This window comes from Nocardia testacea NBRC 100365 (assembly GCF_000308775.1).
GTDB lineage: Bacteria > Actinomycetota > Actinomycetes > Mycobacteriales > Mycobacteriaceae > Nocardia > Nocardia testacea.
The window spans coordinates 24419-51413 of the sequence record NZ_BAGJ01000043.1; the positions used below are offsets into that span (position 1 = coordinate 24419).

Genomic DNA, 26995 nt, shown 5'->3' on the forward strand with positions numbered 1-26995 from the left:
TTCAGGCTCCCAGTCCGAGGATGCGCGCGGCGATGATGTTCTTCTGGATCTGTGATGTCCCGCCCATCACGCTCTGCGCGCGGCTGTAGAGGTAGGCGCCGAACATCTCCTGGTCGGCCGTGCCCGCCACGGCCAGCGCGGCATGACCGACCGATTGGTCGACCCAGGTCATGAGCAATTTGTCGAGCGACCCCTGCGGTCCGTGGGTCACCCCGTCCAGTTGTTCGGACAGCCGTCGCCGCACGTGCAAACGCAACATCTCCGCCTGGACCGCGGCCCAGGCGAGTTCATCGGGCGGCGGGCCGTCGGTGCGCGCCGCCAGCTGGCGCACCAGCTTTCCGTAGCGGGCGGCATATCCGAGGGTGGACGGTTCGCGTTCGTGCCCGACCACGGTCATGGCCAGTTTCCAGCCTTCGCCGGGCGCCCCGACCATCTGATCCGCCGGGACCCGGGCGCCGTCGAAGAGCACCTGCCCGAATTCGGTGGTCACCCCGCTCATCATCTCCAGCGGCCGCTGCCGGACCCCCGGTTGTTTCATCGACACCACGAATGCCGAGATCCCCTTGTGCCGGGGCGCGGCGGGGTCGGTGCGGGCCAGCAGCAGGCACCAGTCGGCCACATCGGAATAGCTGGTCCAGATCTTGTGCCCGTGGATGACGTAGTCGTCACCGTCGCGGGTGGCCGTGGTGGTGAGGGAGGCCAGATCCGATCCGGCGCCCGGTTCGCTGAAACCCTGGCACCAGCGCTGGCTTCCGTCGATCATGCCGGGCAGGAAACGACGGCACAGTTCCGGGCTCGCATGGTGGCCCAGCCCCTGGATGAGATACCCGAGGCTCGGCCGCGGCGGCGCGCCGGCGATCGCCAGTTCCTCGTCCAGGATCACGTCGTAGACCGGTGGCAGTTCCTGGCCGCCGTACTCCTTGGGCCAGGACAGCCCGAAGAAGCCGGCCCGGTACAGCTCGGAATGCCATTCACCCTGCCGGGCCCAGTACTCGTCGCCAGAGGTCGGATAGGTGCCCGCCACTCCGGCGAGCCAGTCGCGCAGGCGTTCCCGGAACGCCGCCTCCTCCGGGGAATCACGAAAGTCCAAGGCCGGCCTCCTCCAGACGTACGGGGAACAGTTCGGTGGACACCAGCGCCCGCCGCAGATACACGTGGGCCAGGCATTCCCAGGTGTTGCCGATACCGCCGTGCACCTGGATCGCGGTTTCGCAGACGGTCCGCGCGGCGCGGGCGGCATAGATCTTGGCGATCCGCGCCGCCCGCAGGGCCTGCTCGGGCTCGAGCTCGTCGACCGCCCAGGCGGCGTGCCACAGCACACTTGTCGACCCCTCGATCAGGGCCTCGCTCTCCGCCAGCAGGTGCCCGACGGCCTGATAGGAGCCGATGGTGTTCCCGTACTGGGTCCGAACTTTCGCGTACTCCACCGCGAGTCGCTGGGCGCCGCGCGCGGCACCGACCAGATCGGCGCAGGTGGTGGTGAGCGCCAGGGCCAGCCAGCGATCCCGGTGCCCGGCCGAGATATCGCCCCTGGGTTCCCAGGGGCCCGCGGCCGCACCCGCGGCCCGGGTGAGATCCGCACCGGCTACCTCGTCGCCGACCGGCCCGGCGAAGACACCGTGGCCCTTCAGCTTCAGCACCCGGTCACATCCGGAGGCGTCGATCGCGACGCCCGTGTGCGCGACCGTCCACCGCGCGGTGTCGCCGTCGAGCCGGCCCTGCAGATCATCGGCGAGAACCGGTCCCAGGAAGGGGACATCCACCAGTCCGCGCGCGAACTCCTCGGCCACGAGCGCCACCTCCACCCCGGAGGCGCCGTCGGAACGCAGTTCCCGGAAACCGGCGCCCGCGACCGCGTCCGCCAACCGGGTGCGGCGGCGGGTATCGGCCAGATCCAGCACCGAACCCGGGCCGAGTTCGTCGGCCAGTTTCGCGGCCGCGTCCCGCAGTTGCCGCTGTTCATTCGTCAGCCGGACGTCCATACCGCTCCTTCAGCACTCGCCGCAGCACCTTGCCGGACGGCAGGCGCGGGATCTCGTCCACGAAGAGCACCTGCCGCAACCGCTTGTACCCGGCCAGCCGCTCCTGCACGGTCGTCATCAGTTCCTCGGCCGTCACCGGGGCCGCGAGCGCGACGGCGGCCACGATGGCCTCACCGTTCGCGCCGTCGGGCACGCCGAACACCGCGCAGTCGGCGACCGCGTCGTGCCCGTGCAGGACGGTCTCGATCTCGGCCGGGGCCACCTGGAATCCGCGGACCTTGATCATTTCCTTGGAGCGGTCGGTGAGCCGCAGCCAGCCGTCCGTATCCAGATTCCCGACATCACCGGTGCGATACCAGCCGTCGTCGAACGCCCCCGCCGTGGCCGAATCAGGCAAATAACCCGCCATCACCGATTCGGCGCGCAACTGGATCTCGCCGTCCTCCCCCGGTGCGACGGGCCGCCCGTCCGCCAGCGACACCACCCGCACGCTGACCCCCGGGACGGCCTTGCCGACGGAATCGAGGCGCGGCGATTCGATCGGATTACAGGCGATCACCGGAAGCTCGCTCGCCCCATAGGCGGGCAGCCAGGTGACGCCGGTGCGCCGGGTGACGGTTTCGGCGACGCTCGCCGTCACCGGGGTCGCGCCCCACATGATGTAGCGCAGCGAGGACAGATCGTAGGATTCGAGCGCGGGATGCCGGGCCATCGCCAGCGCGATCGGCGCGACCGCCATCTCGATGGTGATCTTGTCCGATTCGATATGCCGTAGCACCCGGTCCAGGTCGAATCGGCGGTGCAACCGCACCCAGGCACCGCAGTCCAGCGCGGTGACGATATTGAGGATGCCGAGGATATGCGACGGTGGCGTGGCCACCTGGATCCGGTCGCCCGAGCCGAGGCGCAGCGCATCACGCCAATGCCGCACCGCGGCCGCGAACGACGCGTGGGTGTGGCGGACGGCTTTCGGCATACCGGTGGTCCCGGAACTGAACACCAGCACCGCGTCGCTCCCGGGATCGGGGCGGGCGAAGGTGCGGGCGGCCGCCGGGACCGGATCGTCCAGGGAGATCATGTCCGTGAGCTCGGCCAGCACCGGGTGGTCGCCGAGCGCGTGCTGCGCGCCGGTGATCTCGAGGGCGTGAGCGACCTCGGCGCGTTTCCACGCCGGACTCAGCAGGACCACCGCCGCGCCCACCCGCCAGACGGCCAGCACCGCGGTCACGAATTCCGGACGGTTGGAGGACATGAGCGCCACGCGCTGCCCGGCGCGCACTCCCTGTTGCGCGAGTGCTTCGGCCAGGTCGTCGGCCGCCGAATCCAGTTGGGCACGGGTGTACTCGCGTTCCTCGAAGGCGAGCACTGTGGGACCCGTCATCTGCGTCCCCCGCTCCGGTAACACTTCATGACTGTTCCTATCCGAATTTGAGAATAATATTCTCGCTTGGATAGAATCTTAATACCAGAAGGAGGCGACCATGGCGAGACCACCGTTGTTCCGGCGCGCGAAGGTGACCCGGATCGTGAAGGAGACACCGGACACCCGCACCTTCGTGCTGGAACCGCACGACGGTCCCTTCTCCTATCAGGCCGGTCAGTTCTGCACGTTCAAGGTCGTCGTCGACGGCAAACCGCTGTTCCGCTCGTACTCCATGTCCAGCTGCCCGCACACCGACACCGAGTTCATGACCACCGTCAAACGCGTCCCCGGCGGCCTGGTGTCGAACTGGATGCACGACAACCTCAGCGAAGGCGACGAAGTCGAACTGACGGTGCCCACCGGCCGTTTCTGCCTGCGCGAGGGCGATGTCCCCGTCCTCGGCTTCTCCGGCGGCAGCGGTATCACCCCGATCATCTCGCTGGCCAAGACCACCCTGGCCACCACCGATCGGCCCGTCCGGCTGCTGTGCGCCGACCGCGACCGGCCCTCGGCCATCTTCGAAGCCGCGCTCGACGAACTGGTCGCCCGCTACCCCGGCCGGCTGACGGTCCTCCGGCACCGCGACGACGAACACGGTTACGTCGATGCCGCGAAGGTCCTCGAATTCGTCGGTCCCCACACCGCGGGCGACGCCTACATCTGCGGCCCGGAACCTTTCATGGAACTCGTCGAGAACGCACTACCGGGCCCGGGCCGAATCTTCTCCGAACGGTTCGGCGGCGCTCCGGCCAAACCCGCGGCCGCCGCCTCGAACCCACCTGCGGCGCCCACTGCCTTCGCCACGAATCCGACCGCGGCCGGCACCCCGAACCCTCCGGCTCCGGTCGGCGCCACCGCGGCCACGTCGAGTGCGCCCGCCACTCCGGCGGCCGGGAGCGGACCCGTGGCACAGGCGGCGAGCACCGGCGCGTCGGGGTCCGCCCCCGTGGTATCCGCCGCCGAGGAGGGCACGGTGACGATCTTCCTCAACCGCAAGAAGAAATCCGTCCCACGCCGCGAGGGCGAAACCCTGCTGGAGAGCGCCCGCCGAGCCGGGCTCACTCCGCCGTTCTCCTGCGAATCCGGTAACTGCGCCACCTGCATGGCCAGACTCACCGAGGGCAAGGCGACCATGCGGGTGAACGACGCCCTCACCGACGACGACCTCGACGAGGGTTACATCCTCACGTGCCAGGCCGTCCCCGATACCCCGTCGGTGACCGTCCGCTACGAATGAACCCCGGCGCGTACCGCCGGGCACGGAACCCGCAGTGTCGCCGGAACCTCCCGGCACCGGCTTCCTTCCGGCTCGACGGCACCCCGAGAACGATCGGACCACGGCCCGGTGCGCTCACTCCTGATCGTCGAGAACCTCGCGCAGCCTGCGCGCGAAATTCTCGGGCTCCCCCGCATACCCGAACTCTCCATCGAGGAAGCCGCCGTGATGACTCGGGAACACGGCCACGCGCCGACCGAACAGTTCGGCGGCGGCCTTCGCGGTACGGCCGGTGAACGTATCCCCGGTCTCCACTCCCATCGCGATGACGACGCGGGTCGGCGCGGAGACCACTGCCGCGGGGTCGACCCGATAGCCGCTGACCGCCCAGGAGCGGTCCGACAGCAGCGGATCGTCACGGGAACCGTCGTCCTCGGTCGGCATCCCGAACAGAGCCGGGTCGGCGACCGGTTGCGCGAAATACTCGTCGGTGAACTCGCCCTGCCATGAGGTCATCGCGACGAAGGCCGCCATCCCGGCACCGAAACCCTTCGCTTCGTATGCGTCACGCACGGCCGCGCGGGCCCGTTCGGCGGCCGCGGCATCGGGCAGCACCGGGATCAGCGGCGGCTCGTGCGCTACCAGGGTGACCACGTCGCCGGGGTGGGCCGCCACGAGCGCGAGCGCGGTCACCGCACCGCCGCTGCTCGCGAACATCTCGACGGGACCGGCACCCAGGGCCTCGACCATGGCATGCACGTCCTCCGCCTGGACCTCCGGCACGTGGTCGACGCGGCCGTCCTTGCGGACGCTGCGGCCGATGCCCCGCGGGTCATAGGTGACGACGGTGCGGTCGGGAAAGTGCACGGCGAGCGCCCGGAATCCGGCAGCCTCCATGGGCTGGCCGATCATGAACAGCGGCGGCCGTCCCCCGGCGGTGGGCAGCGGGCCGTGTACGTCGTAGACGATATCGGCACCGGCGGTTTCGAGAGTATGCGTCGACATACCGGTGACGACGGTTTCCGGGCCGATAACTCATCGCCCCCGGACCGGTCGGCCGAGATCCCGGACTGTCTGTTCCCGCCACCTGAGCTCACCACGGACGCCGGGAGGGCCGACGAGGCGAGGCCACCGGCCACACACCGGGTTCCGCCGCAGCGAGTTGCGTCGGCGGCACCTTCGATTGCGACCACTGCAGGCACTCAGGCGAAGCCGCGGAACACACCGTCCGGGTCTGCGGCGTCGGCGAAGTCCGCGAAGTCCATATTCGCGATGGACAGATTGTTCTCGATACCCCACATCTGCGACGGGAGGATTCGGACCGTCCGGCCGCGAACGTGTCCGGTCTCCGCCGGGCCGGTGTCGACGGCGAGGATCGGATGTTCGGGGTCGGTGAGGGTGACGGTGTCGGCGAGGAAGACGTAATAGGTCGGCCGATCGCCGATCTTCTCGAGCAGGGCGTCGATCGACAAGCCGTCGTTCTCCGGATTATCGATGCAGGTCAGTGTGGCGACGAATTCCGCGTCCTCGCCCGCGCCGGGGGCCATCGCCAATGCTGCCACGACCCGCCACGCATCGTCGTCACCGAAGCCGGTCCGGATGAACAGCGACCCGTCGTCTTCGAGGTGGTCGTCCAGTCTGCGCCCCGTACCGAGCGCTTCGGTGAGTTCCGCGCCGGCCCGCGCGGCCGCATCGGCCGCGATGTCCTCGTCTCGCTGTCCGGCACCGTCCGGCGAGACGACAGAGGCGATGATCCGCTCGCAGTCGATCGGGGACAGTGGGAGGTCACTGCGGATCTCGAATGTCCAGGGACCGTATGCCTCTCGGTGTGCTACCGGGGTGAGCCCCGTCGAGGGTTCCGGCTCGGGTTCGCCGGTATCGGTATGCCACTGGCGCAGGGTGAACGACATCCGGCGATGGTAGAGCACCGGGCCGACACCCGGCGTCCGCTTATTGACAGTCCAATCAGACTGTGAAAGCGTTCTCGGCACCGCCGCCGCCGAGATTGGAACGCCGAGATGACCTTCGCCGGTAATACGGTCGACTACGCAGTCCGCGACCATCGCGCCTACCTCACCCTGAATCGCCCGGACCGGCTGAACGCGATCACCGGCGAGATGGCCCGCGAGATCGGCGAGGCCGTCGCGGCGGCGAATGACGACGATTCCGTGCGGGTCATCGTGATCCAGGGCGCCGGGCGCGCCTTCTGCGCGGGCTACGATCTGAAGCTCTACGCCGAAGGCGGCGAAGAACATCAGGGTGCGGTCTGGGATCCGATCAAGGACTTCCGGATGATGAAAGCCAACACCGACCACTTCTTCTCGCTCTGGCGCTCGGCCAAGCCGACCGTCGCCAAGGTGCACGGTTACGCGGTGGCGGGCGGTAGCGATATCGCCCTGTCCTGCGACCTGGTCGTGATGGCCGAGGATGCGCGGATCGGGTATATGCCGGCCCGGGTGTGGGGCTGCCCCACGACCGCGATGTGGGTGTATCGCCTCGGTGCCGAGCGAGCCAAACGCATGCTGCTCACCGGTGACACCATCGACGGGGTCCGGGCCCGGGAGTGGGGGCTGGTCATCGACGCGGTACCGGCGGCCGAACTCGACACCGCGGTGGAAGACCTCGTCGACCGGATGGCCGGTGTCCCGACCAACCAGCTGGTCATGCAGAAGATGATGATCAACCAGGCATACGACAACATGGGCCTGCAAACCACCCAGAACCTCGCCGTCCTCTTCGACGGCATCACCCGCCACTCCCCCGAGGGCCGCTGGTTCGTCGACTTCGCCCAGCAACACGGTTTCGACGCCGCGGTCCGGTGGCGTGATACCGGTCGTTTCATCCCCGACGGCGGCGGCGAGATCCCCTCCGACGACGAAATCGCCCGTATGAAACGCGAACTCGACGAGAAGGCCGCCGCCACGGCGGAACGCGGCCGATGACCGCGCTCACCCGATCCGTATGGCCGATCGACACCAGCAGCCCCGTACTCGAGCTCACCGTGGGCGAACTGCTCCAGCAGGCGGCCGCCGAGGCACCGGAACGGCTCGCGCTCGTCTCGGTCGCGCCCGAGCGCGACGCCCGCACCTGGACCTACGCGCAGTTGCGCGACGATGCCGAACGTGCGGCAGCCTGGTTGCTCGACCGTTTCCGGCCGGGTGAACACATCGCGGTATGGGCACCGAATGTCCCCGAATGGCTCGTACTCCAGTACGGCGCCGCACTCGGTGGTCTGGTACTCGTCACGACCAATCCCGCGCTGCGCGGACCCGAACTCGAATACGCACTCGCCAGGTCGCATACCGCCGGTGTCTTCTACACCGAAAGCTTCCGCGGCACCGATATGGCCGCGCTGATCCGTGCCGTGCTGCCCGCGGTACCCGCAGTGCGCGAATCCATCGCCTTCGAGGGGTGGCTCGACCAGGTACGCCGCACCGAGAAGCGAGCGCAACTGCCGGTTGTCGATCCGCGGTCGGCCACCCAGATCCAATTCACCTCCGGCACCACCGGTCGCGCGAAGCCGGCGGTACTCGCGCACCGATCCATGGTGACCAACGCGGCGTTCGTCCGCGACCGCTGCGGCGGGTCTCCGGGGGCCACATTCGCCACCGCGCTGCCGCTGTTCCATACCGCGGGCTGTGGTCTGGCCGCCCTGGGTTCGCTGTACCAGCGGGCCACGCTCGTGCTCGCCGAGATCTTCGATCCCACAACCATGCTGACGGCGATCCAGGATCATCGCGCCGAGATCTACGGTGGGGTACCCGCGATGCTGCACGCCCTGCTCGCGCATCCCGGGCTGGCCGATTTCGATCTCGGTGCGCTACGGGTCGTCATGTCCGGGGGCGATGCCGTCCCGCCGACCCTCGTCGACGCCTGGGCGAAGGTCTGCGGCGCCGCGACCAGCGCGGTCTACGGACAGACCGAACTCGGGCCGGTCGTCTGCCAGACGAGTCCGGCCGACACCCGCGAGGACAACCGGTTCACGGCGGGCCGGCCCCTTCCCGGAGTGGAGGTCTGCATCCTGGATCCCGGCACCGGTGCGGTGCAGCCCATCGGGGTCGAGGGCGAGATCTGCGCCCGCGGATACCAGCAGATGATCGAATACCTGGATATGCCCGCCGAGACCGCGCGGACGGTCGACGAGGAGGGCCGGGTGCACACCGGCGATCTCGGGACGATGGACGCCCGCGGATACATCCGGGTCACCGGGCGGCTCAAGGATATGATCATCCGCGGCGGGGAGAACATCTACCCCCGTGAGATCGAACAGGCCTTGACCGCGCACCCCGCGATCGCCGACGCGGCGGTACTCGGTCTGCCCGACGAGATCTGGGGCGAGAATGTGGCCGCCGTGGTCCGGCCGGATCCGGCGCAGCCTTCCCCCACCCCCGCGGAGCTGCACGACTACTTGCGGGAACGGCTCGCTCCGCACAAGACGCCCAAATCCTGGTACGTCACCGAGAGCTTCCCGGTGAACGCCATGGGCAAACTCCAGAAATTCCGGCTGCGCGACCTGATCGCCGACGGCCGGCTGGAAGCATTGTGAACCGGAAACCGGCACGCGTCGCGCGCGGGGGCGGTTCGGCGCGGCCGGCTTCGGTACCCCCGGCGCGCGCGGGAATCGCGACCCGCAGGGAGCAGCATGCGAGAACCCATGAGGCGCTGCTCGACGCCACGATGCGATGTCTGGTGGAACACGGCTACGCCGGGACGACCACTCAACGAATCCAGGAGGCGGCCGGCGTATCGCGGGGCGCGCTGCTCCATCATTTTCCCTCCAAATCGGAACTCCTGGTCGCCGCGATCCACCACATCGCCGACATACGCCTGCGGCACTTCGGTGAAGTCGTCGCCGATCTCGGCGACGGCCCCGAGGCCCTGGCACAGCTGGTGCGGGCGATCCGGTCGGCGATGACCGGACCGCCCTTCCAAGCCGCCCTCGAGCTCTGGGCCGCATCCCGCACCGATACGCAACTGCGCGCGGCGCTGCTACCGGCGGAGAAACGGCTGGGGTCCGCACTCCGAGCGATGTTCCGGCAGCATGCGGGCATCGCCGATCCCGAGGCGGCACGTACGGCCTTCGAAACGCTCATGGCCCTCGTGCGCGGCCTCGAACTGACCCGCCTCATGCGCGCCGACCCGACCATGGCCGACCGGATCATCGACGACTGGCTGCACAGCGTGGACCGGCTGCGCGGGAGCTGACGGCTATACCGTCAGCGGGGGTGAGGGCGGAAAGACCACGGGTAGCGCGGTCAATGCGCGATGGAACGCACCCGTACGCCAGGTCAGCTCGCCGGCCGGCACCCCCAGCCGGATCTCGGGTAGGCCGTCGAGCAACTGATCGATGGCGTCCTGCGCGATCAGATAGGCCAGCGAACTCGCCGGGCAGACGTGCGGCCCACCGCCGAAGGCCAGATGCGCGCGGTTGCCCGCATGCTGGTTCGACCCGATCACCGGATCGGTGTTACAGGCGGCCATACTGATGACGACCGGCTGATGGGCCGGCAACCAGACCCCGTCGATGAGGATCGGCTGTTTCGGGAACGTGAAACAGAAATTCGCCATCGGCGGATCGTTGAACAGCACCTCGTCCAGAGCGTCCCGGGTGGACAGGCTTCCGTCGAGCGCCCGGCCCCCGAACTGCTCGTCGGTGAGTATCAGCCGCAGCGCGTTGATGATCAGATTCTGCAGCGGTTCGATACCGGCCCCGTAGAGCGTGCCCACCTGGTTCATGATCTCGGGCTCGGTCAATGCGCTCGAATGCCGCATCATCCGTGTCGTCACATCATCGCCGGGTTCGGCGCGTTTGAGTTCGACCAGATCCGCCAGCGATTTCATCAGCACCTGGGCTCCCTCCTCCGCGCCGACGCCCTCGAACATCGCCGCCATACCGGCCGCGGCCCGCTGCGCGATCTCGGTGGGACAGCCCAGCATCGCGTTCAACACCGCGAAGGTGAGCGGAAACGCGTACTGCCGGATCAGATCCGCGGATCCGTCGCCACAGAAGGAGTTGATCAGCGGAACAGCTATCCGCTCCACGGTCGCGTGGAGGCCGAACGGGTCGACCTCGGCGAGCCCCGCGACGATGGCCTGCCGGTAACGTGCGTGTTCGCGGCCGTCGTTGCGCCGCGCGTTCGGCCGCCACTGCATGAGCGGCAGTACCGGGCAATCCGCGGGAATATCGCGCTGCCACATCCGCGGATCGGCCGGGAAATGGTCCGGATCACCGAAGATACGCAGTGCCGTGTAATAGCCGATCACCAGCGTCGCGGGCACCCCCGGCGCCACCTCCACCGGAACCAGGGACCCGTACTTTTCCCGCATCGCGCGATAAGTAGTGTGCGGATCCACCGCGAACTCCGGTACATACAGCGGGATCCGTGGGCCGTCGATACCGGTCGGTGAGCTGTGCGGAGCCGGGGGTGAAAGCTGGTCGGAATTCGTCACCGGACGAATCCTAGGCACAAGATCGGCGCGGTATCGGCGAACAGACGCAGTTGGACTCGGTGACCCGCGATCAATGGATACGTTGACCCCGTGGGGCACAGCACGCCGGCTGCCGGCGCCTGCCTGCCCTATGTGAGGCTAATTCACATCGAGCCGATGAGTGGTTCCACGCGCCCAGCCCGGGGTGCCTTCCCGCGCGAAACCGGCCCACGCGCTCATGACCTGCTCGGTAAGGCGGGCCGGGTGTCGCCCACCCAGCATCGGCGCCTGCCGCCAGGCGGCGGAGTTGCCGAAAACGAAAGGGAGCTCGAGGCAATGGCATGCGCCGAACGGACTGCCGGGAGGCGACCAGTCGAATCGATAGAGCCACGGCGCGTTTCGCCCGGCGAGCAGCAGCGCGAGTCGGCGTGCCGGCCCCGCGAACAGCCGCTCGGTCACCGCCCGCACCAGCGCCGGATCGCCGGGAGCGAATGCGGCCGCCTCGTCGCGCGTGGTGCCGACCATCAGTTCGACCTCCCCGCCGTTCATTCCGACCACGGTGATCGGATCGGCGGAAACCAGAGCGTCGTCGGCGATCAAGCGGAACGGTGGAACGGGTTCGGCAGGATCGGCAGTCCGTCGCATGATCGCGGACTGCGCGGCGAGCAGCGCGGCCACGGGTACCTCGGCGAGCCGACCGGCATCGCGCGGTGCGATGGCGAGTTCCTCCAGTACCAGCGCACCGACGCGCTCGGCCTCGTCGATTGTCAGCGGGTTCATTCCCGCCGGGGTGCTCTGCAATACGGCTCGGCGGAACAGACCGTGCGCGCGGTCGCCCGCGAGCAAGGTGAGGATCGACAGCGCCCCCGCGGACTGACCGGCGACCGTTATCGCGCCGGGATCCCCGCCGAAGCCCTCGATATTGTCGTGGACCCAACGCAGCGCGGCCAGCTGATCGAGCAGTCCGAGATTACCGGGGCTCACCCCCGGCAGGTACAGGAATCCCAGGGCACCCAGTCGGTAGTTGACGGTCACCACCACAATGTTCTCGCGGGCCGCCAATTCGGCGCCGTCGTACCAGGGCAATCCGCCGGAACCACTGACGAATCCGCCACCGTGCAGGAAGACGAGCACGGCCCGGGAGCCCCCGCCCGGCGGCGTCCACACATTTAGTGTCAGGCAGTCCTCGGCCTGCGCGACCTCGACATCACCCATCACCGCGGCCAGTCGCGAGGGCAGCTGAGGCGCCGCCGGGCCGGGTCGCACGGCATCGAAGACTCCGGCCCGAGGAGATACCGCCGCCGGTGGCGCGAATCGGGCGGCGCGGGCATAGGGGATTCCGCGGAATGCGGTGACCGGGCCGGACCCGGTCCCTCGGACCTTGCCGCCGGTGGTGTCGACGATCATCGTGTCGCGCTGAAGAACAGGCCGCTACCGCATGCATCCCGGCCGGAAACGAAGAATCCGCTGCCGGCGGTCCGTGTCTCGGCGCCCGCATCCTCGACGAATTTCCGGGCCCGGCCGATATCGCCGACCACAACGGTCAGCGCCGCCAGATACGACGGTGCCGGCACGATCTCACCGGGGAGCACCTCCGACGCGGCCGACGCGGGCACGATCTCGACCCGCGCGGTGCCACAGGTCAGCACCGTCGCCGGTCCGGCGGTCTCCGGCACGACCCCGAGCACGTGCCGATAACGCCCTACCACGGCGTCGAGTTCGACATCGGCGGCGACGATCAGCAAGGCGCTCAGCCCGAGGGCGCCATTGGGGTGGGTCAGATAACGCGGCTGCAGGACGTATTCACGGGTGAGGTGCTGGGCGACCCCGATATAACCCTCGGCCGTCGACCGCGGGTCCAGATGGACCGAGCGGGCCCGCAATACCGCCGGGCCATGCTCGGTGTCGACCGGGCGCTCGAGATCCAGCACCCCGGAGGTACGCAGCCCGGCCGCACTAAGTCGCGCGTCGGTGCCCTCCGCGTCCGCGGTCTCGAAGCTGAGAATCCGCAGCCCCTCGTGCTGCTCCACCATCTGCTTGGTATGCCACGGGTCGGGGGCGGAATCGTCCACGATGCCGAGCAGTTCGATATACGAATCACCGAACAGCGCGCACATGTTCGCCGTGCAACCCGCCGTCAGCGGCGCCCCCGGCCGCTCGGACAACATATGCCGCGACCGCGGGCTCAGCGTGAACCCGAACGCCCGGTACGTCGCCTCCATGGTGTCCAGGTCGCGATTGACGATCCCGACGTGGTGAAAACCGTTGATGTCGTGTCCCATGGCGACAATCGTCGTGCGCTGTGGGTCCACGGCCGCGTCATCCGCGCATTTACGCCGCAATCCGACACCGGAGGGCTCCGGGGTGGCGGATTCGGACGCCCCGCGAGCCGGAAGCCCGTCGAGCAGTTCGGGTCCGGCTGGGTCGGCGGTCACGGTTTTCCTCTGTGCAGTCGTCGGATGGCCGCTGCGGAGCCGGGACCTCGGCGCCCCACCCATCAGACCTCCTACCGTGGTCATGTTCAGATGACCCGGCGGTCCGATCGACCTCGCCGCCGACACCTTCACTCGCCCGCTCTGCCGACCTGTGCACAACACGACCTACCTCGCTCAGCAGGAACTTGCCGAGAGGGGTGAGCGCTCGTCCCCTCACCTGCCGACCGCGCCGAACCAGCGCGGCAGATGTTCGAGCAGATCCTGTTGCTCGTCGCCGACCCATGCCACATGGCCGTCGGGGCGGAGCAGCACAGCGGGTACGTCGAGTTCCGCGCTGATATCGACGACGTGGTCGATCCGGTCCGCCCACCCGGCGACCGAGAGCCGTCCGGTCCGGTCGAGGAGCAGGCCGCGACCCGCGTGCATCAACTCGTAGAGGCGGCCGCGCCCCAATCGCACATCACGCAGACGCCGGCCGAGCAGCTCATGCCCCTCGCCGAAGTCGTAGCGGATACCGATCGCGACGATCTTTTCGATCAGATAGCGGTTCACCTCTTCGAAGTCCATCAATTCCGCCAACAGCCGGCGCACCGCCTGCGGGCCGGGTTCGGTGGACATCAACTCCGCCTGGGCGCGGGTGTTGTCGAGCACGTCGGCGGCCACGGGCCGCCGTTCGCTCTCATAGCTGTCCAGCAATCCCGCCGGCGCCCAGCCGTTGATCTCGGCGGCCAGTTTCCAGCCGAGGTTGAACGCGTCCTGGATGCCGAGATTGAGACCCTGCCCGCCCATCGGCGGATGGATATGCGCCGCGTCGCCGGCCAGCAGCACCCGCCCGACACGATACCGCTCGGCCAACCGGGTGGCATCGCCGAAACGGGACAGCCACCGCGGCGAATGCACACCGAAGTCGGTGCCGGCGAACACCCGCAGTTGCCGCGCGAACTCCTCCAGTGTCGGGGTGACCGAACGGTCCTCGACCACCTCGGCCGCGGGAACGACGACGCGATACACCCCGTCGCCGAGCGGACCCAAACCGAAACGCAGCTGCGTCTTACGAATCTCGGCGACGATGGTGGTGATCGTGGCCGGGTCCTCGGTCACCTCCATTTCGCCCACCAGCGTGTCGTTGTGGGACGGGTCGCCCGGGAAATCGACACCGAGCAATTTACGCACCGTACTGCGGCCACCATCGCAACCCACGAGGTACCGCGCGCGCAATCGCGTACCGTCGGCCAGTACGACGTCCACTCCGTGCTCGTCCTGACTCAGCCCGGCCACCTCGCTGCCCCGCCGGATCTCCGCCCCGAGTTCGGCGGCGTACTCGGCCAGCAGGGGCTCGGTGACGGTCTGCGGAATACCGAGCACGTAGGCATGCGCACTGTCCAGACCTTCCGGTGCGGGCTTGGCGATACCAGCGAAGAATCCCCCGAGCGGGTGCTTGCGGCCACGCGCGAGAAACCGCTCCAGCAGACCACGCTGATCCATCACCTCGATACTGCGCACATGCAGGCCCAGCGAACGGACGAACGAGGGCGGCCGCACCTCCTTTTCCAGTACGAGCACACGGACACCGTGCAAGCGCAGCTCTCCGGCCAGCATCGAACCGGTCGGGCCACCGCCGGCAATGATCACATCGAACACAAGCCACCCCATCCACTGAGAGTTCGGAGTTCCGTCAGACGTTGGCACGGTCCATACACCGCCCAGCCTGCGCATTTCCGCAGGTCTTGGCCTTCGGCCGGTTATTCTGCGCCATACCCCGGGTCTTGCCGCAAGTCCCCCTGTGCGATATATGTTGAGGGGGCGAGAAAATTTGTTCAGCCGCTCAGCGGACTTCCCGATGACCCGCTGTCCGGTCTCGGCGAAGCGGAGACTTGGCACGTACTGCGCAAATGGCGGGCATTTGCGGACAGCACCCTGGTTACTGATGATCCGATACTGCTCCGGTATGCGTAGCGATGCCGGGTCCGCGTGCGTCGCGTCTCGGTGCCGGTTTCGCGCCACGAAGCCACCTGAAACCGACGCGCAATCCACGCATACGGACGCCGCTGCGCTCGTCACGGTGCACACCTCGGCCGCCACGGCGGCCGCGAGCAGGACAGCAGTCCGGCTGCGCACGCCATACAATTCGAACATGTCCTCGCCCCGGATCGAGAAGCCCGACCTCCCCGAGTACATGACCTGGGAGGAACTCGAGCGTTTGCCCGAAGAATTGGCGGACCAGATCGAGCTCTGGGACGGGCGGGTGGTGTGGGTGCAGCGTGGGCCGCGCGAACACCAGAAGTTCACTCGACGCCTGGTCAACGAGATCGAGCGCTGCGCGCGTGACTGCATGTCCACGCAACCCGAACGCTGCTGGGAGGTCGAGTCCGAAACCAATGTGTTTCTCGGGACCAGCGGAAAATCGGACTTTCTCACCCCGGACTTTCTCGTGCATCGATGTATTCCGGCGTATCAGGATGTGCGCGCCGCCGATACGGTACTCGTCGGTGAGGTTCTGTCGCCGTCCAATACACAGTCCGATATCGAGGCCAAGAAGAGTCGATACGCCGCCGCGGGCATCTTCTGGTATTGGGAGGTGACTTTGCGTCCGGATATCAGCGCTATTGCGACGATCCGAGCCTATGGCCTGGAAACCGGGGTGGCCACATTGCCCGAGGGCGTCCGTCCCCTGCACCGATCCGACTATCGCCTCGTGGGCGAATGGCTGCACACCGATCCCGCAGGGGTGCGGTTCGGGTATCCATTCCCGATCGATATCCCGTGGGCCGCCCTGGCGTTCTGAGTATCGGGGCGCCGGGAGTATTCGTCGGCGGACAGGAGAATCAGCTCACGGCCTGGGCTCTCCCCCACAACACCAGCGCCCAGCCCAGGCAGACAAACGCCGCCGTGCTCGTCACTGCGCGCACGATGTTCCAGGCCACCCACCGCGCCTCGGCGAACGCCTCCCGTACCGCTGCCGGATCGGCCAGGTCGGCGGGCGCGCCCGCGGCCTTCAGCGCGTCGTTGAGCGGCAGATGTACGGCGAAGGTGATCACCACCGCCACCAGGTAGAGCACTGCCGCGGCCGCCGCCCAGAACAGCACCGAGCGCCTGTCGCCACCGAGGTTCAGCAGCGCTGCCGCGATCGACAGGATCAGGGCGCCCAGGAAGGTGGCCAGGAACAGCGGATTGATGATCGCGCGATCGATCGCCTGGTACGCGCCGATGAAGGTGCGGTCGTCGGTCGTGCGGAGGCCGGGCATGATCGCTACTGCATAGATGCCGAACACTCCCGCCATCAGGCCGGTGGCCACGGTGGCCGCGATCAATACGACGGTCCGTAGTCCGTCCATGCCGTCTCACCTCGTTCGAAGGATTCCGATGCCGTATTCGAGGTGCGCATGCGCGACCCGGAACACGGCAACCGTACCGACGGCCGCACCCACCCACCAGCGCTGGAAATGTGGGGTTCCACATTCGCCGGCGAGGGGGTGTTCCTGCGGCCGAACAGCTCGCGACACAACCGAGCATCCTGCAATTTTGCCGACGAGCTCCGCTTGCAAGGTGCCTGGTTCACCACCGCGAGTACAACGATCAGGACGACGGTTTGAAACGGGAGGGGTCGAGAAAAGATTTATTGGCGGCGGATGCACAGTCGTTTCCGTGGAATCCGATCATCCATGGTGAATGCGCTGTTGGTTCTCGTGGCGGTGACGCGATGCGGGGTCGAGGAGGCCGGGCAGGTGGGAGCGGAGCCGATGTTCGGTGGGCCGGCCGGCTCCTGCGCTCAGGTGGCCGAGCCGGCGATGGGTGCGATCCGCGCCTACACGGGCGCACTGTTCAGCGACGCGGTCGAGTTCGAGGATGAGAGCGCGGGACTGTCCAGGGCGGAAATGCCTGTCACAGTGTGCACCGCCGAGTATTGGAGGATCGAGCCATGGTCGGCCGGGGCGCCGCTGCACCGCACTATCACCCTGTCGTTCTCATTGAAGCTGGGTGATGACGCGGTCGAGGCCACGAAGCGGCATTTCGATCGGGCCCTCGGCGATACAGAGGGCAGTGTGACAGATGGTCTCGGTGATGAATGCTTCGAAGCCTGGGGTACTCCGGACGATACTACGGTGAAGGTCTTCCAGAAGAGCAATGTTTTGGTCAGCGCGGCCGTTCTCGGCTCGAACATGTCCGACCGGGAAGGTATCGGCGGGCCCCGAGCGGGACGTTCGGATGTGGAGCCGGGAGCTCACGCCATCGCGGAGGCGCTGGCCGCCGGACTCGGCGCCGTGCTCGCCTCGAATTGAAGCCACGCCTCCGGGTGGGCCGGTCGACGCGATACAGAACCGGCCGCGCTCCAGCCGAGCGGCGTGAGTGCGGCCGATACGTCCGGGGCACCCGGAGTGCTCAGTCAGCCGGACCGAGGCCACCCGCGCGCAGACCAGCGGTGAAGGTATCCCATTCCCCCGGACCGAAAACCAGGGCCGGGCCGGTGGGGTTCTTGGAATCCCGTACACCTACCATCCCCAGCTGCAAGTGGGCGACCTCGACACACTCCTTGCCGCTGGCACTACGGCTGCTCTTGAACCAGGCTGCGTTGGATAGGTCAAAGCTCATGCCCGATACTCCCTCGCCGTCGCCTCGATGAGGCGCTGTGTGTCTCGCTCGTCCAATGCTACTTGCAGAATGGAACTACGAGCTGCCTGATACTGGGCGATCTCACTCTGCTTGTCCAGGTACAACGCGCCGCTGAAGCCTTCGACGTAGACCACAGGTGGTTCGGTCAGCACCGGATTCAGATGGTCAGGAAACTCCAGGTATATGAAGTCCTTGGCCGTCAGCCCGAGATGGTCCGGGCAAAGAATAGGTACGACGCGCAGCGAAACGTTCGGCATTGCGCACATCTCGACCAGATGGTCCAACTGGTCCGCCATAGTCTCGAGACCACCCGTGGGGTGCCGAAGTACGAACTCGCTCAGCGCGACGCACAGGGTGAAACCGGACGTATCATGCAGCCGCTCTTGCCGTCGTTGCAGCAGCATGATCTCACGGTCGAGATCAACCGGCTTGCCGAGTGACTTCGCAAGTTCCCACAGCGCACGGCGGTATCCTGCAGTCTGAAGCAGCCCCGGCAAAGTCGCCGTCTGCCACGTAAAGGCCTCGCACGCCGCTTCTTCGAGACCGAAATACATTTCGACCTCCGGCACCATCGCATCGGCGTACGACTGCCACCACCCGTCCTTGCGGGACTCATCGACCAGCCACAGCAGTTCGCGGCGGTCCTCGGCACTCGCCTCGTACGTATCGCACAGCGCGTTGACCACCATCTTCTTCGTCTCGCTGTTGCGCCCGGTTTCCAAGCGCCACAGCGTTTGCGCACCCATCTCACACCGGCGGGCCGCGTTCGCGCGGCTCATCCCCGCCACCTCGCGCAGTTCACGCAGGCGGCGGCCCAGTACCCGGCGCGGCAGGGTCGGTGGGTTCGTGGCGTTCGATTCGATCGACACAGGTCTCTCCCCTTCGTTAGCGTTACTCGCGGTTATTCCAACTCGAATGGAACAGTCGAACTGTTTGGAATTACCTATCCACCCGGAGCAATTCCATTGTGCGACTGAATCTTACGTACCGATTCACAATCGGGGAAGTGGATGATTCACTGAATACGCGGACAGGGACATGGAAACATCCGTGGCGGAATTTCCCATATTGCCCGCACCGGCTCGGCGAAACCGGAGGCATCAGTCCGTGTTCGCCGGCCGACCAGACCATCCCCTACGTCGCGAGGTGACCATGCAGTTCGGAGTACCGGTGACCGACCACCGGCCCGTACCGGTAATGACCGTCCAGCACGCCCACCAGGTGATGCAGACCCATATCGAGTGCCCGGCGGTGGCCTGCCCGATCAAAAGACAAGCCCGGGCGCGCTTGATCGAGGCACGCAGAATGATCCCCGGTGATCAGGAATTCTCGGGCTACTGACCCGGCCGAACAAAGGAAATACGCCGTGAAAGAACAATTGCCACGCCGTATTGCCGGCGCACATTCCATACAGAAAGGGAGAAATTGGCAACCGCCGACCGACATCACCATCCTTGTGCGCGTGTCGAACGCCCTGCGCCGGTGGCCGGCGCAGGGCACCGGGAAAGAACGCTGAACGAATCGCCGGAGCGCGACCATCACCTCGCCTCGTTCGATGTGGTCGCGGCGCGCGCCGAGAGCCTCGGTTACCGGCTCGCCCGCGAACCGGGCACCGCGGGCGGATGGACGCTGCTGGACGCCGCGGATGGTGAACCACTGTACGAGGCGCCCACTCTCGTCGATATCGCGTGTTACCTCGATGGATAACGGCGGCTCGGCGCTGCCGCGGAGATATCTACCCGCGCAGAGGGCGCTACCAAGTATCCGGTTCGTCCTCGCGCAGCCGGCGCAGCGCGCGATCGATCCAGTCGGCGAACCCGGCCGCGAGATCGGCGGCGCCGGCCGGCCGCACCGTGACGTGTTCGCGCGTCCGTTTCTCCAGGTAGCGGCCGTCGCCGGTGAGGTCGTACCACTGGGCTCGGTACCAGGGTTCGGGGCGATCCAGAATCGATCCGACCCGCAATCCCGCGATACCCCCGCCGTCCGCGGGCCGCTGTGCGAGACGCCGATACTGTTCGCCGGGACCGCGCCGGAAGGATTGCCGTCCCTCATGACCGGGTGCTAGATCGTCGACATGGAATGTCGCCGCCGCTTCCCGACCAGGATCACGCGACGGCACCAGACCGGCGAGGCGCTTCGGCAATTGTTCGGCAGCGAACAGCTGGGCATGAATCGAGCCGTCGACACCGTCGATCACCGACTGCGCCAGCGCTACCCCGTAATGCGTGGTGCGCGCGCCGACCACCCGGTACTCGCGAATCCGGCCCTTGGTGGTCGCGGTCGAGGCACCCAGGATCTCGATCCGCAGGTCACCGTCGGACACGGTGTGCAGGGCCCGCCGGATCAGTTCGCGCTCGTCCCGGTCGTACCGCGCGCGGACAGCCGCCGCATGCGCCTCGAACGGGTTACGGGTCTTGTAGCGGCTCAGATAATGCAACGGACGTGGGAACCGGTCGATCCCGTCGCGGTACCAGAGCGCGGCGAAATCGTCCGGCTCCCAGATCCAGGTGCTCATTGTCGGTGGCGTTTCCTCGAGTATGTGACGGTCGCCGGTGACTCGGCGCCGCCGGTGTGTGCCCGCGGGCAGGTAGACGATCGATCAGTCGCGTTCCGATGGCCGCGCGGCCGGTACGTCGGCGCCCAGCACCCCGCCGGGAATCGTCGGCGGCAATTCACCGAGCAGTTCGTCGGTGTTCTCGGCGTTGATCAGATAGTCCGGTATTTCGTGCTTCTCATCGTCCGCCCCCTGCTGTCCGCGACCTGCCCCCGGCGACATCATTCCGGGCATACCGCTGCGCGCCGCGCCGGAATTGGTCGCGCCGGTAGCTGCTGCCGCGGGAGTACCGGTGGCATTTGGTGTGCCGGGCACACTGCGGCCGGGGTCGCCGGTGGTCACCGGACTGCCGCTCGGAGAACCCGGAGTGCCCGGTCCGGGAGTGGTCGAGGTGGCGCTCGGCACAGTGGTGGTGCTGGGCGAGGTGGATATCGGATTCTCGGTGGTGGACGGGGTCGTTCCAGTGGGCGTCGTCCCCGGCTGCTCGGTGTCCGGATCTTCCGGCTGTCCGGTTCCCGGATCGTCGGCCGGTTGTTCCGTACCGGGTTCTTCTCCTGTGGGGCTCTCCTCCTGCGGTCCTCCGATATCCGTGCCGTTGGGGTTACTGCCCTGGTCGGTGGATGTACCGCCTAAGCTGGGCTGGTCGCCGGTACCGGTGGGCAGATCGGTGTGCAGGGGCTGCGTCGGATTCACCGGGACAGGCAGGACCGGAATCTTCGTGTCGGCCGCGACGAAGCCGGTGACATAGTTGTCCCCCATCACCTGCCGAGCAGTTTCCTCGGCGTCGCTGCGATCGGTGTCCTCGTAGAACGGAAGCCACGACCAACCGCTCGGATTCCACGGCGACTTCTCCGCCGGAACGTCGGGCAAGTTGTTCTGGGTGCGCATGATCGACACCACCGAGTCGTAGACCTGAACAGCCAGCGCGTTCAGCGCGGGGACCAGGTCTTCGGCCCGGGTCGCGTAATTGCCGATCGCCTGCCGCGACTGTTCCGCCGCCGGTCCCTCCCAGGCCGCCGCGCTGGACCGGCGGATACGCGCGGCGAACACCTGGACCCCGCTCTCCCACTGAGCAGCGATCTGCCCATACTGCTCGGATGCCGTCATACCGTGGTCGCCCGGACTCAACGGTTTGAATGCCTCGTTGATCTGGGTGTGGGTGAACCCATTGGGCTGCTCTGGATCACCGATTCTCGGATTCTCGTTCTGAAAGGTCACCTTTCCCCCTGTTTCGAACGGACTGACACACCTCGCGGCCGTATCACGGTTCTCCTATCGGCCCTGGGTCACAGGGAACGTAGGAGGCATCGCCAGCGGGGTGATCGGCGGCGCTCCTGCCATCAGCTCGTTGTACCGACCGGCAAACGACTCATCGGTATCCATGTACCGCTGCGCGATCACCCGGTGCAACTCCTGAATATCCTCGACGATCCGATAATGCTGCTCGAGAATCGCGTGAACATCATTTCCGTCTTCCGCATTCTGCGCCTTGGTACGGAAACGATCGACGAGAACCACTGCCGAAGAAAGGCCCTGGCTCGTCTCTCCTATATCCCATCGATCACGCTTGAAAATGTCGCGGGCGATGCTCTGCAGTTCTCGGATCAAAAGTTTGAATCCCTCACAGTCACGCTCCATGTACACGAACTCTTCGGCATTCACCCGAACCGCATCCGGCAAACCTTCCCCGAGATTCACCGACAAACGTCCCTCTCGCGCCTCGGTCAGCAGATCCTCCAGGGGACGCGACGCCGCTTCCTCACTCATTCCCGACCTTCCTCGCGCTGATCACAACCAACGACTCCCCCGCCGCTACGAATCCGGGATCAAGGGAGCCAGCTTTTCGGCCAGTCCCAGCCCGAGTTCGCATGTATCCAGATGGCCGGTCTTATCGTTCGATGACGGATTGTCCATCGAGAGTTCGAGGCTGCCCCCCGCCATCTCCACATAGAACAAACAGGACGCCCGCACATCGGTATCGCCGGCCGCATCCACCGCCATCGCCGCCCGGCCGTCGATCGTGTACTCCTGGCGCACCACGAACTGGTCGTTGTCGCGCACCACAGGCAACGTCAGATTCGTGGTGGTGATCCCCACCGCGTAGCTGTCCGGCGCCACATATCGGCATCCTCGCCACTTGATCCCTCGCGACCCGTCGACATTTGCATCCGTGATCCCTCGCCGCAGGCTCTCCGAATCAAGCACATCTTGCGGGATATCGGTACACGGATCGAACGACGACGGCGCCTCCGCCGCAATGGGCAACCCGGTCGTCGTGGTCACCGGAGATGCTGTCCCTCCGCTCCCGGAACCACATCCCGCAACCACCAGCACAATCCCCACCCCGCACAGAATCCCCCGAACCGACCGAAAAGCGGCCATCACGAACCTCCCGACACCGGCATTCCATAGCGAGCCGGGAACCGGCCGGCCCCCCGCATCCACGCCGACCCTACCCACCCCGTAACCCCCACTCAACCTGCGACGGGCGCCGCGCCCAGCCCGAACGATCCGTCGGTGAGCGCGGCGTGCGCGGCTGAACACCGTCATTCGGGCAGGTAGGGGCTCAACGCTCCGGCGACCCGCTCCCCTTCCGCACAGATATCGCCGCTCGCCGCTCCTCCACCCGGCCCGACCGGCAGACGCGACCAGACGAGTGCCATTCCCTGCTGGAGTTCCACACCGAAGTAACAGCGCTCTTTGCGCTCCGGGTCGAGTGTGTCGCCGAATTCGAGTGCCGTCCGGTCGCCGACAGTGGCGGGCCCGGCCACCTGGTAATCCTGGTAGCGCCGGTCCTGCTGGAACTCGTCCAGCGAAGTCGGGCCGAAGTACACTGCCGCGTCATACCACCCGGCGGTCGACTTCCAGATACAGCCTTCCCAGCCGGAGAATTCCGTTCCGAAGGGCTCCGTCATCAACGGTTGCGGGACGATTCCCGCTTCGGTCAGAGCTGCGGCGGGGATATCACAGGGATGGGCGACGGGCGTTTCAGCCGTATCCTCGGCGCCACCACAGGAAGTGATCGTCGCCGCGACGACTCCAGAGAGTAGTGCCATCATCAGTGTTCTTCTCATTGCAGCCGTCCGCTGTTCCCGGTATTCGTCGAAATCGTCGGGCCAATCGCTCGGCCCCACGACGTTGTCATCCCGGCGTGCGGCCCGCGGGGTCGCCGGGGCTTCCGGCGCGAAAGCACCTGCACCCCAACTCCATAGATAGGACTTCGGGGACACCCATCCGGCCAGCGACCTTGGCCGGCGGGCAGATCACCCCCGATCGGGCGAAGACAATGAGAAAACTGCGCAAACCGGGCCCGACCCCAACACACCGGGGGCCACAGACGGCCCGGTGCCGGCTCTTCATACCACTCCTCGCACCGGTCGATCAGCGATCCAGTAGATCAGACGCCGCCCGAAGCGGATCGGTTCCCTTTGTCGGATTGTTCGATGAGGCGCTCCGACGCAACGCTGTCGTCGACGATTTCCCATCGCGGGGCCGGGCCGTTGTGTACGCCGCCATGGGAGCGGTGGGCGGTATGCGCCGCTCGCGCCATGACCAGCGCCGATGAATCCACACCCAAGTAGCACCGCCTTTTCCGCTCGGAGTCGAGTGCGTCATCGTTCGCAGCGAAGGCCTTGATCTCCGTCGGTGAACTGCCGGAGCGAAGTCCATGCCCTGGTGGTATCCCAACTCGGAACTGTCGACCCTGCGGACAAGTGTGTTTGTCTGTCATCCGTGATGTCTAAGTCGATTCGCACCGGTATCCGTGCACTCGCCGGGGTCGCGTCGCACTTCAACCGCTCATCTGCGCAACCGCTGGTCCTGGGTGCATCCATCGCGCCGTACCTGATGGGTTGTGCACCGGCTGCACTGGCGGTGTGGCTTGCCTTACCAACCCGGCAGGATTGATGGTGAACGCCGAGGGCAAGAGCACCTGGCCAACCACTGAGTCGTACGAGTACGACAATCAGGACGACGGCTGGAAGCAGGACGGAGTCGAGGGATGAATCGCTGGCGGCCGAGGCAGAGCCGTTCCGGATGGCTGCGATCGACCACGGTGAGTGCACTGATGATTCTCGGGACCGTGACGGCCTGCGGACCCCAGGACGCCGGAGACACCGGAGCAGGGCCGATGTTCGGTGGACTGACAGATTCCTGCACTCAGGTGGCAGGTCCGGCAATGGACGCTATCCGCTCCTATACGGGCGCGCTGTTCAGCGACACGGTCGAGTTCGAAGATGAGAGCGCGGGACTCTCCGGCCCGGAAGGACCCGTCAAGGTATGTACCGCGCAGTATCAGAAGATCGAGCCCTGGTCGGCCGGAGAGCCTCTTCAGCGCACCATCACCCTGTCGTTCTCACTGAGGTTGGGCGATGATGCGGTCGAGGCCACGGAACGGCATTTCGATCGGGCACTCGATGCCACGAAAGGCAGTGAGACAACCGGTCTCGGGGATGAATCCTTCGAATCCTGGGGCGCTCCGGACGACACCGCGTCGAGTGCCTTTCGGAAGAGCAACGTCTTCGTCAGCGCGGCTGTCTTCGGCTCGAATATGTCGGAACGGGAAGGCGTCAGCGGACCTCGGGCGGGGCGCGCCGAGTTGGAGCCCGGCGCTCGTGCCATCGCGGAGGCGCTGGCGGCGGACCTCGGTGCGGTGCTCACCTCGAATTGAAATCAGTCCCTTCGGACGAACCGGCCGCCATGATGTGGAACCGACCGCCTCCACCGGGCGGCGAAAGTGCGGTCGGTTCGTATGGATATGTGCCCCCGATCCGCTGAGCCGAGTCCGCCCGCGCGCAGACCATCAGTGAAGGTGTCCACTACCGCGGACAGAAAGCCAGAGCCGGGCCGGTGGGGTTCTTGGAATCCCGCTGCAGGTAGGGGCTCGAGACTCCGATCACAATGGCCAGGCTTCGCGCCCCAAAAGCTCACCGTCGAAGAACTCGCACCGCTCGTGAACGACGACCTCTACGACGACTATTTGTGGTGTCCAGGGAGGTTGGTCAGTCGGGCGGCCGGTGGCGGGCCTCCGATAGCGCGCTGGTCGGTAGCAGGCTCAGGCAGTAATTCGCGCCCGGCGGAGTCCGGCTACGCGGCCGTGCTGTCGCCGGCGGCGTTGTGCTCACCGAGTCGAGGTGGTGGCCGATAGTCCGGGGTCCACCCCGCCACATGTATCGACGATCCGACGAGCCGGTGTCCCCCGGCCCGCACGACCATGTCCGGGGTCGCCTCCAGCGCTTCCGGCAGCGTGCGCACCGCCGCGGCCGGGACACCGAGCGGCCGCAGCCGCGCCTCCCAGGACGCCGCGGTGTCGGTGGCCAGTACGGCGGTCACCATGCCGAGAACGGATTCGCGGCTGCTCACCCGTTCGGCCATGGTCTCGAATCCGGCCAGCCCGGCCTCATCCGCGAAGAGTTTCCAGAACCCGTCGTGGGTGATGAACAGCGCGAGATACCCCTGGGCGGTCGGGAAAAGCTGGGCCGGGACGTAATACGAGTGGGCCCCGAACGGGCGACGCTGGGGTTCCACACCGTTGTCCAGGTAGGCGGCCGCGTGATAGTTCAGCTGGGACAGCATCACATCACGCAAGGAGACATCTATCTGCCCACCCCGACCCGAGACGATCTGGGCGAGCAAACCCAGTGCGGCGGTCAGGCCGGTGGAATTGTCGGCGGAGGAATAGCCGGGCAGCGTGGGCGGTCCGGCGGGATCGCCGGTGAGCGCAGCGACACCGGTGGCCGCCTGCACGACGTAGTCGAAGGCAGGGTCGTCGCCGTTGTCGAGGCCGAAGCCGGTAAGCGCGACGCAGACGATTCTGTCGTTGTACTTCCGCAGTGCTTCGTAGGTGAGGCCGAGCTTTCGAATGGCCGAGGGTTTCAGGTTCACCAGCAGCGCATGGGCGTCCGCGGCCAGTTCCCCGAGCCGGCGCTGCCCGGACTCGGCGGTCAGATCCAGGCAGATACTGCGTTTACCGCGGTTGAGGCTCGCGAAATAGGAATCCCCGACCTTGCGCGAGATATCGCCGCCCGGTGGTTCGAGTTTCACCACATCGGCGCCCAAGTCGGCCAGCATCATGGTGGCGTAGGGGCCGGCCAGCATGGTGCCCACCTCGAGCACCCGGATACCGGCCAGCGGGCCGGCGTTCATCGCTTTGCCTCCGTGGCGGATTCACACGGCCCGCGAAGACCGGAACGAAGGCGAAAATATCCGATCATCGGAGCTCCCTCGGCGTGGGCTCATACGGCCTGCGGAGGCCGCTACGAAGGCGGCGGTATCGCATCATGGAAGGTCTCCCGGAGCGGGTTGATGCGCTCTGCGGAGGCCGGTGTGGAAGCGAAGGTATTCCAT

At 66.8% G+C, this 26995-nt stretch carries 28 protein-coding genes; 10 read left to right on the forward strand and 18 right to left on the reverse strand.

The window, feature by feature from the left end; all coding sequences use genetic code 11:
- Position 1 precedes the first annotated feature (1 nt).
- The 3 genes from ON38_RS05955 to ON38_RS05965 are packed head-to-tail and all read right to left on the reverse strand — an operon-like array spanning position 2 to position 3363.
- A complete protein-coding gene (locus ON38_RS05955) occupies positions 2 to 1090 on the reverse strand; it encodes an acyl-CoA dehydrogenase family protein (protein WP_039823019.1) in 1089 nt (362 codons plus the stop codon).
- Positions 1077 to 1982, reverse strand: coding sequence for an acyl-CoA dehydrogenase family protein (locus ON38_RS05960; protein ID WP_039823020.1), 906 nt, complete (start codon positions 1980 to 1982; stop codon positions 1077 to 1079). The genes ON38_RS05955 and ON38_RS05960 overlap by 14 nt, the downstream gene beginning before the upstream one ends.
- The gene (locus ON38_RS05965) at positions 1960 to 3363 is read right to left on the reverse strand and encodes a class I adenylate-forming enzyme family protein (protein ID WP_039823021.1); all 1404 of its coding nucleotides are present in this window, start codon (positions 3361 to 3363) and stop codon (positions 1960 to 1962) included. The genes ON38_RS05960 and ON38_RS05965 overlap by 23 nt, the downstream gene beginning before the upstream one ends.
- Before the next feature lie 100 nt (positions 3364 to 3463).
- Here ON38_RS05965 and ON38_RS05970 point away from each other — a divergent pair, with 100 nt between their 5' ends.
- Complete coding sequence (locus ON38_RS05970) at positions 3464 to 4642, forward strand: ferredoxin--NADP reductase (protein ID WP_039823022.1); 1179 nt, start codon at positions 3464 to 3466, stop codon at positions 4640 to 4642.
- A 114-nt stretch (positions 4643 to 4756) separates the two neighbouring features.
- Here the strand turns inward: ON38_RS05970 and ON38_RS05975 are convergent, their stop codons facing one another.
- The gene (locus tag ON38_RS05975) at positions 4757 to 5626 is read right to left on the reverse strand and encodes an alpha/beta fold hydrolase (protein ID WP_039823023.1); all 870 of its coding nucleotides are present in this window, start codon (positions 5624 to 5626) and stop codon (positions 4757 to 4759) included.
- Positions 5627 to 5823: 197 nt separating this feature from the next.
- Positions 5824 to 6531 (reverse strand): DUF6924 domain-containing protein, encoded by a 708-nt coding sequence (locus ON38_RS33960; RefSeq protein WP_051164418.1) that lies wholly within the window; start codon positions 6529 to 6531, stop codon positions 5824 to 5826.
- Between the two features lie 108 nt (positions 6532 to 6639).
- On the opposite strand from ON38_RS33960, the gene ON38_RS05985 reads away from it, so the two are divergent.
- The 3 genes from ON38_RS05985 to ON38_RS05995 are packed head-to-tail and all read left to right on the forward strand — an operon-like array spanning position 6640 to position 9826.
- Positions 6640 to 7563, forward strand: coding sequence for a crotonase/enoyl-CoA hydratase family protein (locus ON38_RS05985; protein WP_039823024.1), 924 nt, complete (start codon positions 6640 to 6642; stop codon positions 7561 to 7563).
- Positions 7560 to 9167, forward strand: a complete 1608-nt coding sequence (locus ON38_RS05990; RefSeq protein ID WP_039823025.1) for an AMP-binding protein — start codon at positions 7560 to 7562, stop codon at positions 9165 to 9167. Before ON38_RS05985 ends, ON38_RS05990 begins: the two co-directional genes overlap by 4 nt.
- Positions 9164 to 9826 carry a TetR/AcrR family transcriptional regulator gene (locus tag ON38_RS05995; protein WP_245563930.1) on the forward strand — a complete coding sequence of 221 codons (663 nt, stop codon included), beginning with the start codon at positions 9164 to 9166 and terminating at the stop codon, positions 9824 to 9826. The genes ON38_RS05990 and ON38_RS05995 overlap by 4 nt, the downstream gene beginning before the upstream one ends.
- 3 nt (positions 9827 to 9829) lie before the next feature.
- On the opposite strand, the gene ON38_RS06000 is transcribed toward ON38_RS05995, so the two are convergent.
- The 4 genes from ON38_RS06000 to rox form a co-directional block, all read right to left on the reverse strand.
- On the reverse strand, positions 9830 to 11071 hold the full coding sequence (locus tag ON38_RS06000) for a cytochrome P450 family protein (RefSeq protein WP_051164419.1): 1242 nt from the start codon (positions 11069 to 11071) through the stop codon (positions 9830 to 9832).
- A gap of 138 nt (positions 11072 to 11209) precedes the next feature.
- Positions 11210 to 12457: a carboxylesterase/lipase family protein gene (locus tag ON38_RS06005; RefSeq protein ID WP_039823027.1), complete on the reverse strand. Its 1248-nt coding sequence runs from the start codon at positions 12455 to 12457 to the stop codon at positions 11210 to 11212.
- Positions 12454 to 13485 (reverse strand): VOC family protein, encoded by a 1032-nt coding sequence (locus tag ON38_RS06010; protein WP_245563931.1) that lies wholly within the window; start codon positions 13483 to 13485, stop codon positions 12454 to 12456. The genes ON38_RS06005 and ON38_RS06010 overlap by 4 nt, the downstream gene beginning before the upstream one ends.
- A gap of 213 nt (positions 13486 to 13698) precedes the next feature.
- Positions 13699 to 15126, reverse strand: a complete 1428-nt coding sequence (rox, locus tag ON38_RS06015; protein ID WP_039823028.1) for a rifampin monooxygenase — start codon at positions 15124 to 15126, stop codon at positions 13699 to 13701.
- A gap of 493 nt (positions 15127 to 15619) precedes the next feature.
- On the opposite strand from rox, the gene ON38_RS06020 reads away from it, so the two are divergent.
- Positions 15620 to 16270, forward strand: a complete 651-nt coding sequence (locus ON38_RS06020) for a Uma2 family endonuclease (RefSeq protein WP_039823031.1) — start codon at positions 15620 to 15622, stop codon at positions 16268 to 16270.
- A 40-nt stretch (positions 16271 to 16310) separates the two neighbouring features.
- Here the strand turns inward: ON38_RS06020 and ON38_RS06025 are convergent, their stop codons facing one another.
- Positions 16311 to 16820, reverse strand: a complete 510-nt coding sequence (locus ON38_RS06025) for an anthrone oxygenase family protein (protein ID WP_039823032.1) — start codon at positions 16818 to 16820, stop codon at positions 16311 to 16313.
- 327 nt (positions 16821 to 17147) lie between these two features.
- Here ON38_RS06025 and ON38_RS06030 point away from each other — a divergent pair, with 327 nt between their 5' ends.
- Positions 17148 to 17765, forward strand: a complete 618-nt coding sequence (locus ON38_RS06030; protein ID WP_039823034.1) for a hypothetical protein — start codon at positions 17148 to 17150, stop codon at positions 17763 to 17765.
- 100 nt (positions 17766 to 17865) lie between these two features.
- Here the strand turns inward: ON38_RS06030 and ON38_RS06035 are convergent, their stop codons facing one another.
- Together ON38_RS06035 and ON38_RS06040 are read right to left on the reverse strand one after the other, a co-directional pair.
- Entirely contained in the window at positions 17866 to 18075 is a 210-nt protein-coding gene (locus tag ON38_RS06035) for a DUF397 domain-containing protein (protein ID WP_039823036.1), read from the reverse strand.
- Positions 18072 to 18965: a helix-turn-helix domain-containing protein gene (locus ON38_RS06040; RefSeq protein WP_051164420.1), complete on the reverse strand. Its 894-nt coding sequence runs from the start codon at positions 18963 to 18965 to the stop codon at positions 18072 to 18074. The genes ON38_RS06035 and ON38_RS06040 overlap by 4 nt, the downstream gene beginning before the upstream one ends.
- A gap of 283 nt (positions 18966 to 19248) precedes the next feature.
- Here ON38_RS06040 and ON38_RS06045 point away from each other — a divergent pair, with 283 nt between their 5' ends.
- The gene (locus ON38_RS06045; protein WP_083872320.1) at positions 19249 to 19437 is read left to right on the forward strand and encodes a hypothetical protein; all 189 of its coding nucleotides are present in this window, start codon (positions 19249 to 19251) and stop codon (positions 19435 to 19437) included.
- A gap of 141 nt (positions 19438 to 19578) precedes the next feature.
- Positions 19579 to 19803, forward strand: coding sequence for a hypothetical protein (locus ON38_RS06050; RefSeq protein WP_039823039.1), 225 nt, complete (start codon positions 19579 to 19581; stop codon positions 19801 to 19803).
- Positions 19804 to 19849: 46 nt separating this feature from the next.
- On the opposite strand, the gene ON38_RS06055 is transcribed toward ON38_RS06050, so the two are convergent.
- The 5 genes from ON38_RS06055 to ON38_RS34685 all read right to left on the reverse strand — a co-directional run bounded on the left by ON38_RS06055 (position 19850) and on the right by ON38_RS34685 (position 23724).
- On the reverse strand, positions 19850 to 20611 hold the full coding sequence (locus ON38_RS06055; protein ID WP_039823041.1) for an ESX secretion-associated protein EspG: 762 nt from the start codon (positions 20609 to 20611) through the stop codon (positions 19850 to 19852).
- A gap of 84 nt (positions 20612 to 20695) precedes the next feature.
- Positions 20696 to 21868: a hypothetical protein gene (locus ON38_RS06060; protein WP_039823043.1), complete on the reverse strand. Its 1173-nt coding sequence runs from the start codon at positions 21866 to 21868 to the stop codon at positions 20696 to 20698.
- Between the two features lie 54 nt (positions 21869 to 21922).
- Positions 21923 to 22417: a hypothetical protein gene (locus ON38_RS06065; RefSeq protein WP_039823044.1), complete on the reverse strand. Its 495-nt coding sequence runs from the start codon at positions 22415 to 22417 to the stop codon at positions 21923 to 21925.
- Between the two features lie 45 nt (positions 22418 to 22462).
- A complete protein-coding gene (locus ON38_RS06070; RefSeq protein WP_083872307.1) occupies positions 22463 to 23200 on the reverse strand; it encodes a DUF3558 domain-containing protein in 738 nt (245 codons plus the stop codon).
- Positions 23197 to 23724, reverse strand: coding sequence for a DUF3558 family protein (locus ON38_RS34685; RefSeq protein WP_085995351.1), 528 nt, complete (start codon positions 23722 to 23724; stop codon positions 23197 to 23199). Before ON38_RS34685 ends, ON38_RS06070 begins: the two co-directional genes overlap by 4 nt.
- 801 nt (positions 23725 to 24525) lie before the next feature.
- Here ON38_RS34685 and ON38_RS37880 point away from each other — a divergent pair.
- Together ON38_RS37880 and ON38_RS06080 are read left to right on the forward strand one after the other, a co-directional pair.
- Entirely contained in the window at positions 24526 to 24654 is a 129-nt protein-coding gene (locus tag ON38_RS37880) for a hypothetical protein (protein WP_281004598.1), read from the forward strand.
- A 125-nt stretch (positions 24655 to 24779) separates the two neighbouring features.
- A complete protein-coding gene (locus ON38_RS06080; RefSeq protein ID WP_157181679.1) occupies positions 24780 to 25319 on the forward strand; it encodes a hypothetical protein in 540 nt (179 codons plus the stop codon).
- 416 nt (positions 25320 to 25735) lie between these two features.
- On the opposite strand, the gene ON38_RS06085 is transcribed toward ON38_RS06080, so the two are convergent.
- The gene (locus tag ON38_RS06085; RefSeq protein WP_039823051.1) at positions 25736 to 26794 is read right to left on the reverse strand and encodes a CaiB/BaiF CoA transferase family protein; all 1059 of its coding nucleotides are present in this window, start codon (positions 26792 to 26794) and stop codon (positions 25736 to 25738) included.
- Positions 26795 to 26995 lie beyond the last annotated feature (201 nt).

Coding starts and splice junctions, on each gene's coding strand:
- ON38_RS05975 (WP_039823023.1), bottom strand. CDS start 5,626: ATGTCGACGCATACTCTCGAAACCGCCGGTGCCGATATCGTCTACGAC.
- ON38_RS06045 (WP_083872320.1), top strand. CDS start 19,249: ATGCAGTTCGGAGTACCGGTGACCGACCACCGGCCCGTACCGGTAATG.
- ON38_RS06055 (WP_039823041.1), bottom strand. CDS start 20,611: ATGAGCACCTGGATCTGGGAGCCGGACGATTTCGCCGCGCTCTGGTAC.
- ON38_RS33960 (WP_051164418.1), bottom strand. CDS start 6,531: ATGTCGTTCACCCTGCGCCAGTGGCATACCGATACCGGCGAACCCGAG.
- ON38_RS06080 (WP_157181679.1), top strand. CDS start 24,780: ATGTTCGGTGGACTGACAGATTCCTGCACTCAGGTGGCAGGTCCGGCA.
- ON38_RS06025 (WP_039823032.1), bottom strand. CDS start 16,820: ATGGACGGACTACGGACCGTCGTATTGATCGCGGCCACCGTGGCCACC.
- ON38_RS06065 (WP_039823044.1), bottom strand. CDS start 22,417: ATGAGTGAGGAAGCGGCGTCGCGTCCCCTGGAGGATCTGCTGACCGAG.
- ON38_RS06005 (WP_039823027.1), bottom strand. CDS start 12,457: ATGATCGTCGACACCACCGGCGGCAAGGTCCGAGGGACCGGGTCCGGC.
- ON38_RS05990 (WP_039823025.1), top strand. CDS start 7,560: ATGACCGCGCTCACCCGATCCGTATGGCCGATCGACACCAGCAGCCCC.
- ON38_RS05960 (WP_039823020.1), bottom strand. CDS start 1,982: ATGGACGTCCGGCTGACGAATGAACAGCGGCAACTGCGGGACGCGGCC.
- ON38_RS06035 (WP_039823036.1), bottom strand. CDS start 18,075: ATGAGCTTTGACCTATCCAACGCAGCCTGGTTCAAGAGCAGCCGTAGT.
- ON38_RS05970 (WP_039823022.1), top strand. CDS start 3,464: ATGGCGAGACCACCGTTGTTCCGGCGCGCGAAGGTGACCCGGATCGTG.
- ON38_RS06070 (WP_083872307.1), bottom strand. CDS start 23,200: ATGACGGTGTTCAGCCGCGCACGCCGCGCTCACCGACGGATCGTTCGG.
- ON38_RS34685 (WP_085995351.1), bottom strand. CDS start 23,724: ATGAGAAGAACACTGATGATGGCACTACTCTCTGGAGTCGTCGCGGCG.
- ON38_RS05985 (WP_039823024.1), top strand. CDS start 6,640: ATGACCTTCGCCGGTAATACGGTCGACTACGCAGTCCGCGACCATCGC.
- ON38_RS05965 (WP_039823021.1), bottom strand. CDS start 3,363: ATGACGGGTCCCACAGTGCTCGCCTTCGAGGAACGCGAGTACACCCGT.
- ON38_RS06085 (WP_039823051.1), bottom strand. CDS start 26,794: ATGAACGCCGGCCCGCTGGCCGGTATCCGGGTGCTCGAGGTGGGCACC.
- ON38_RS06030 (WP_039823034.1), top strand. CDS start 17,148: ATGGTGAATGCGCTGTTGGTTCTCGTGGCGGTGACGCGATGCGGGGTC.
- ON38_RS06020 (WP_039823031.1), top strand. CDS start 15,620: ATGTCCTCGCCCCGGATCGAGAAGCCCGACCTCCCCGAGTACATGACC.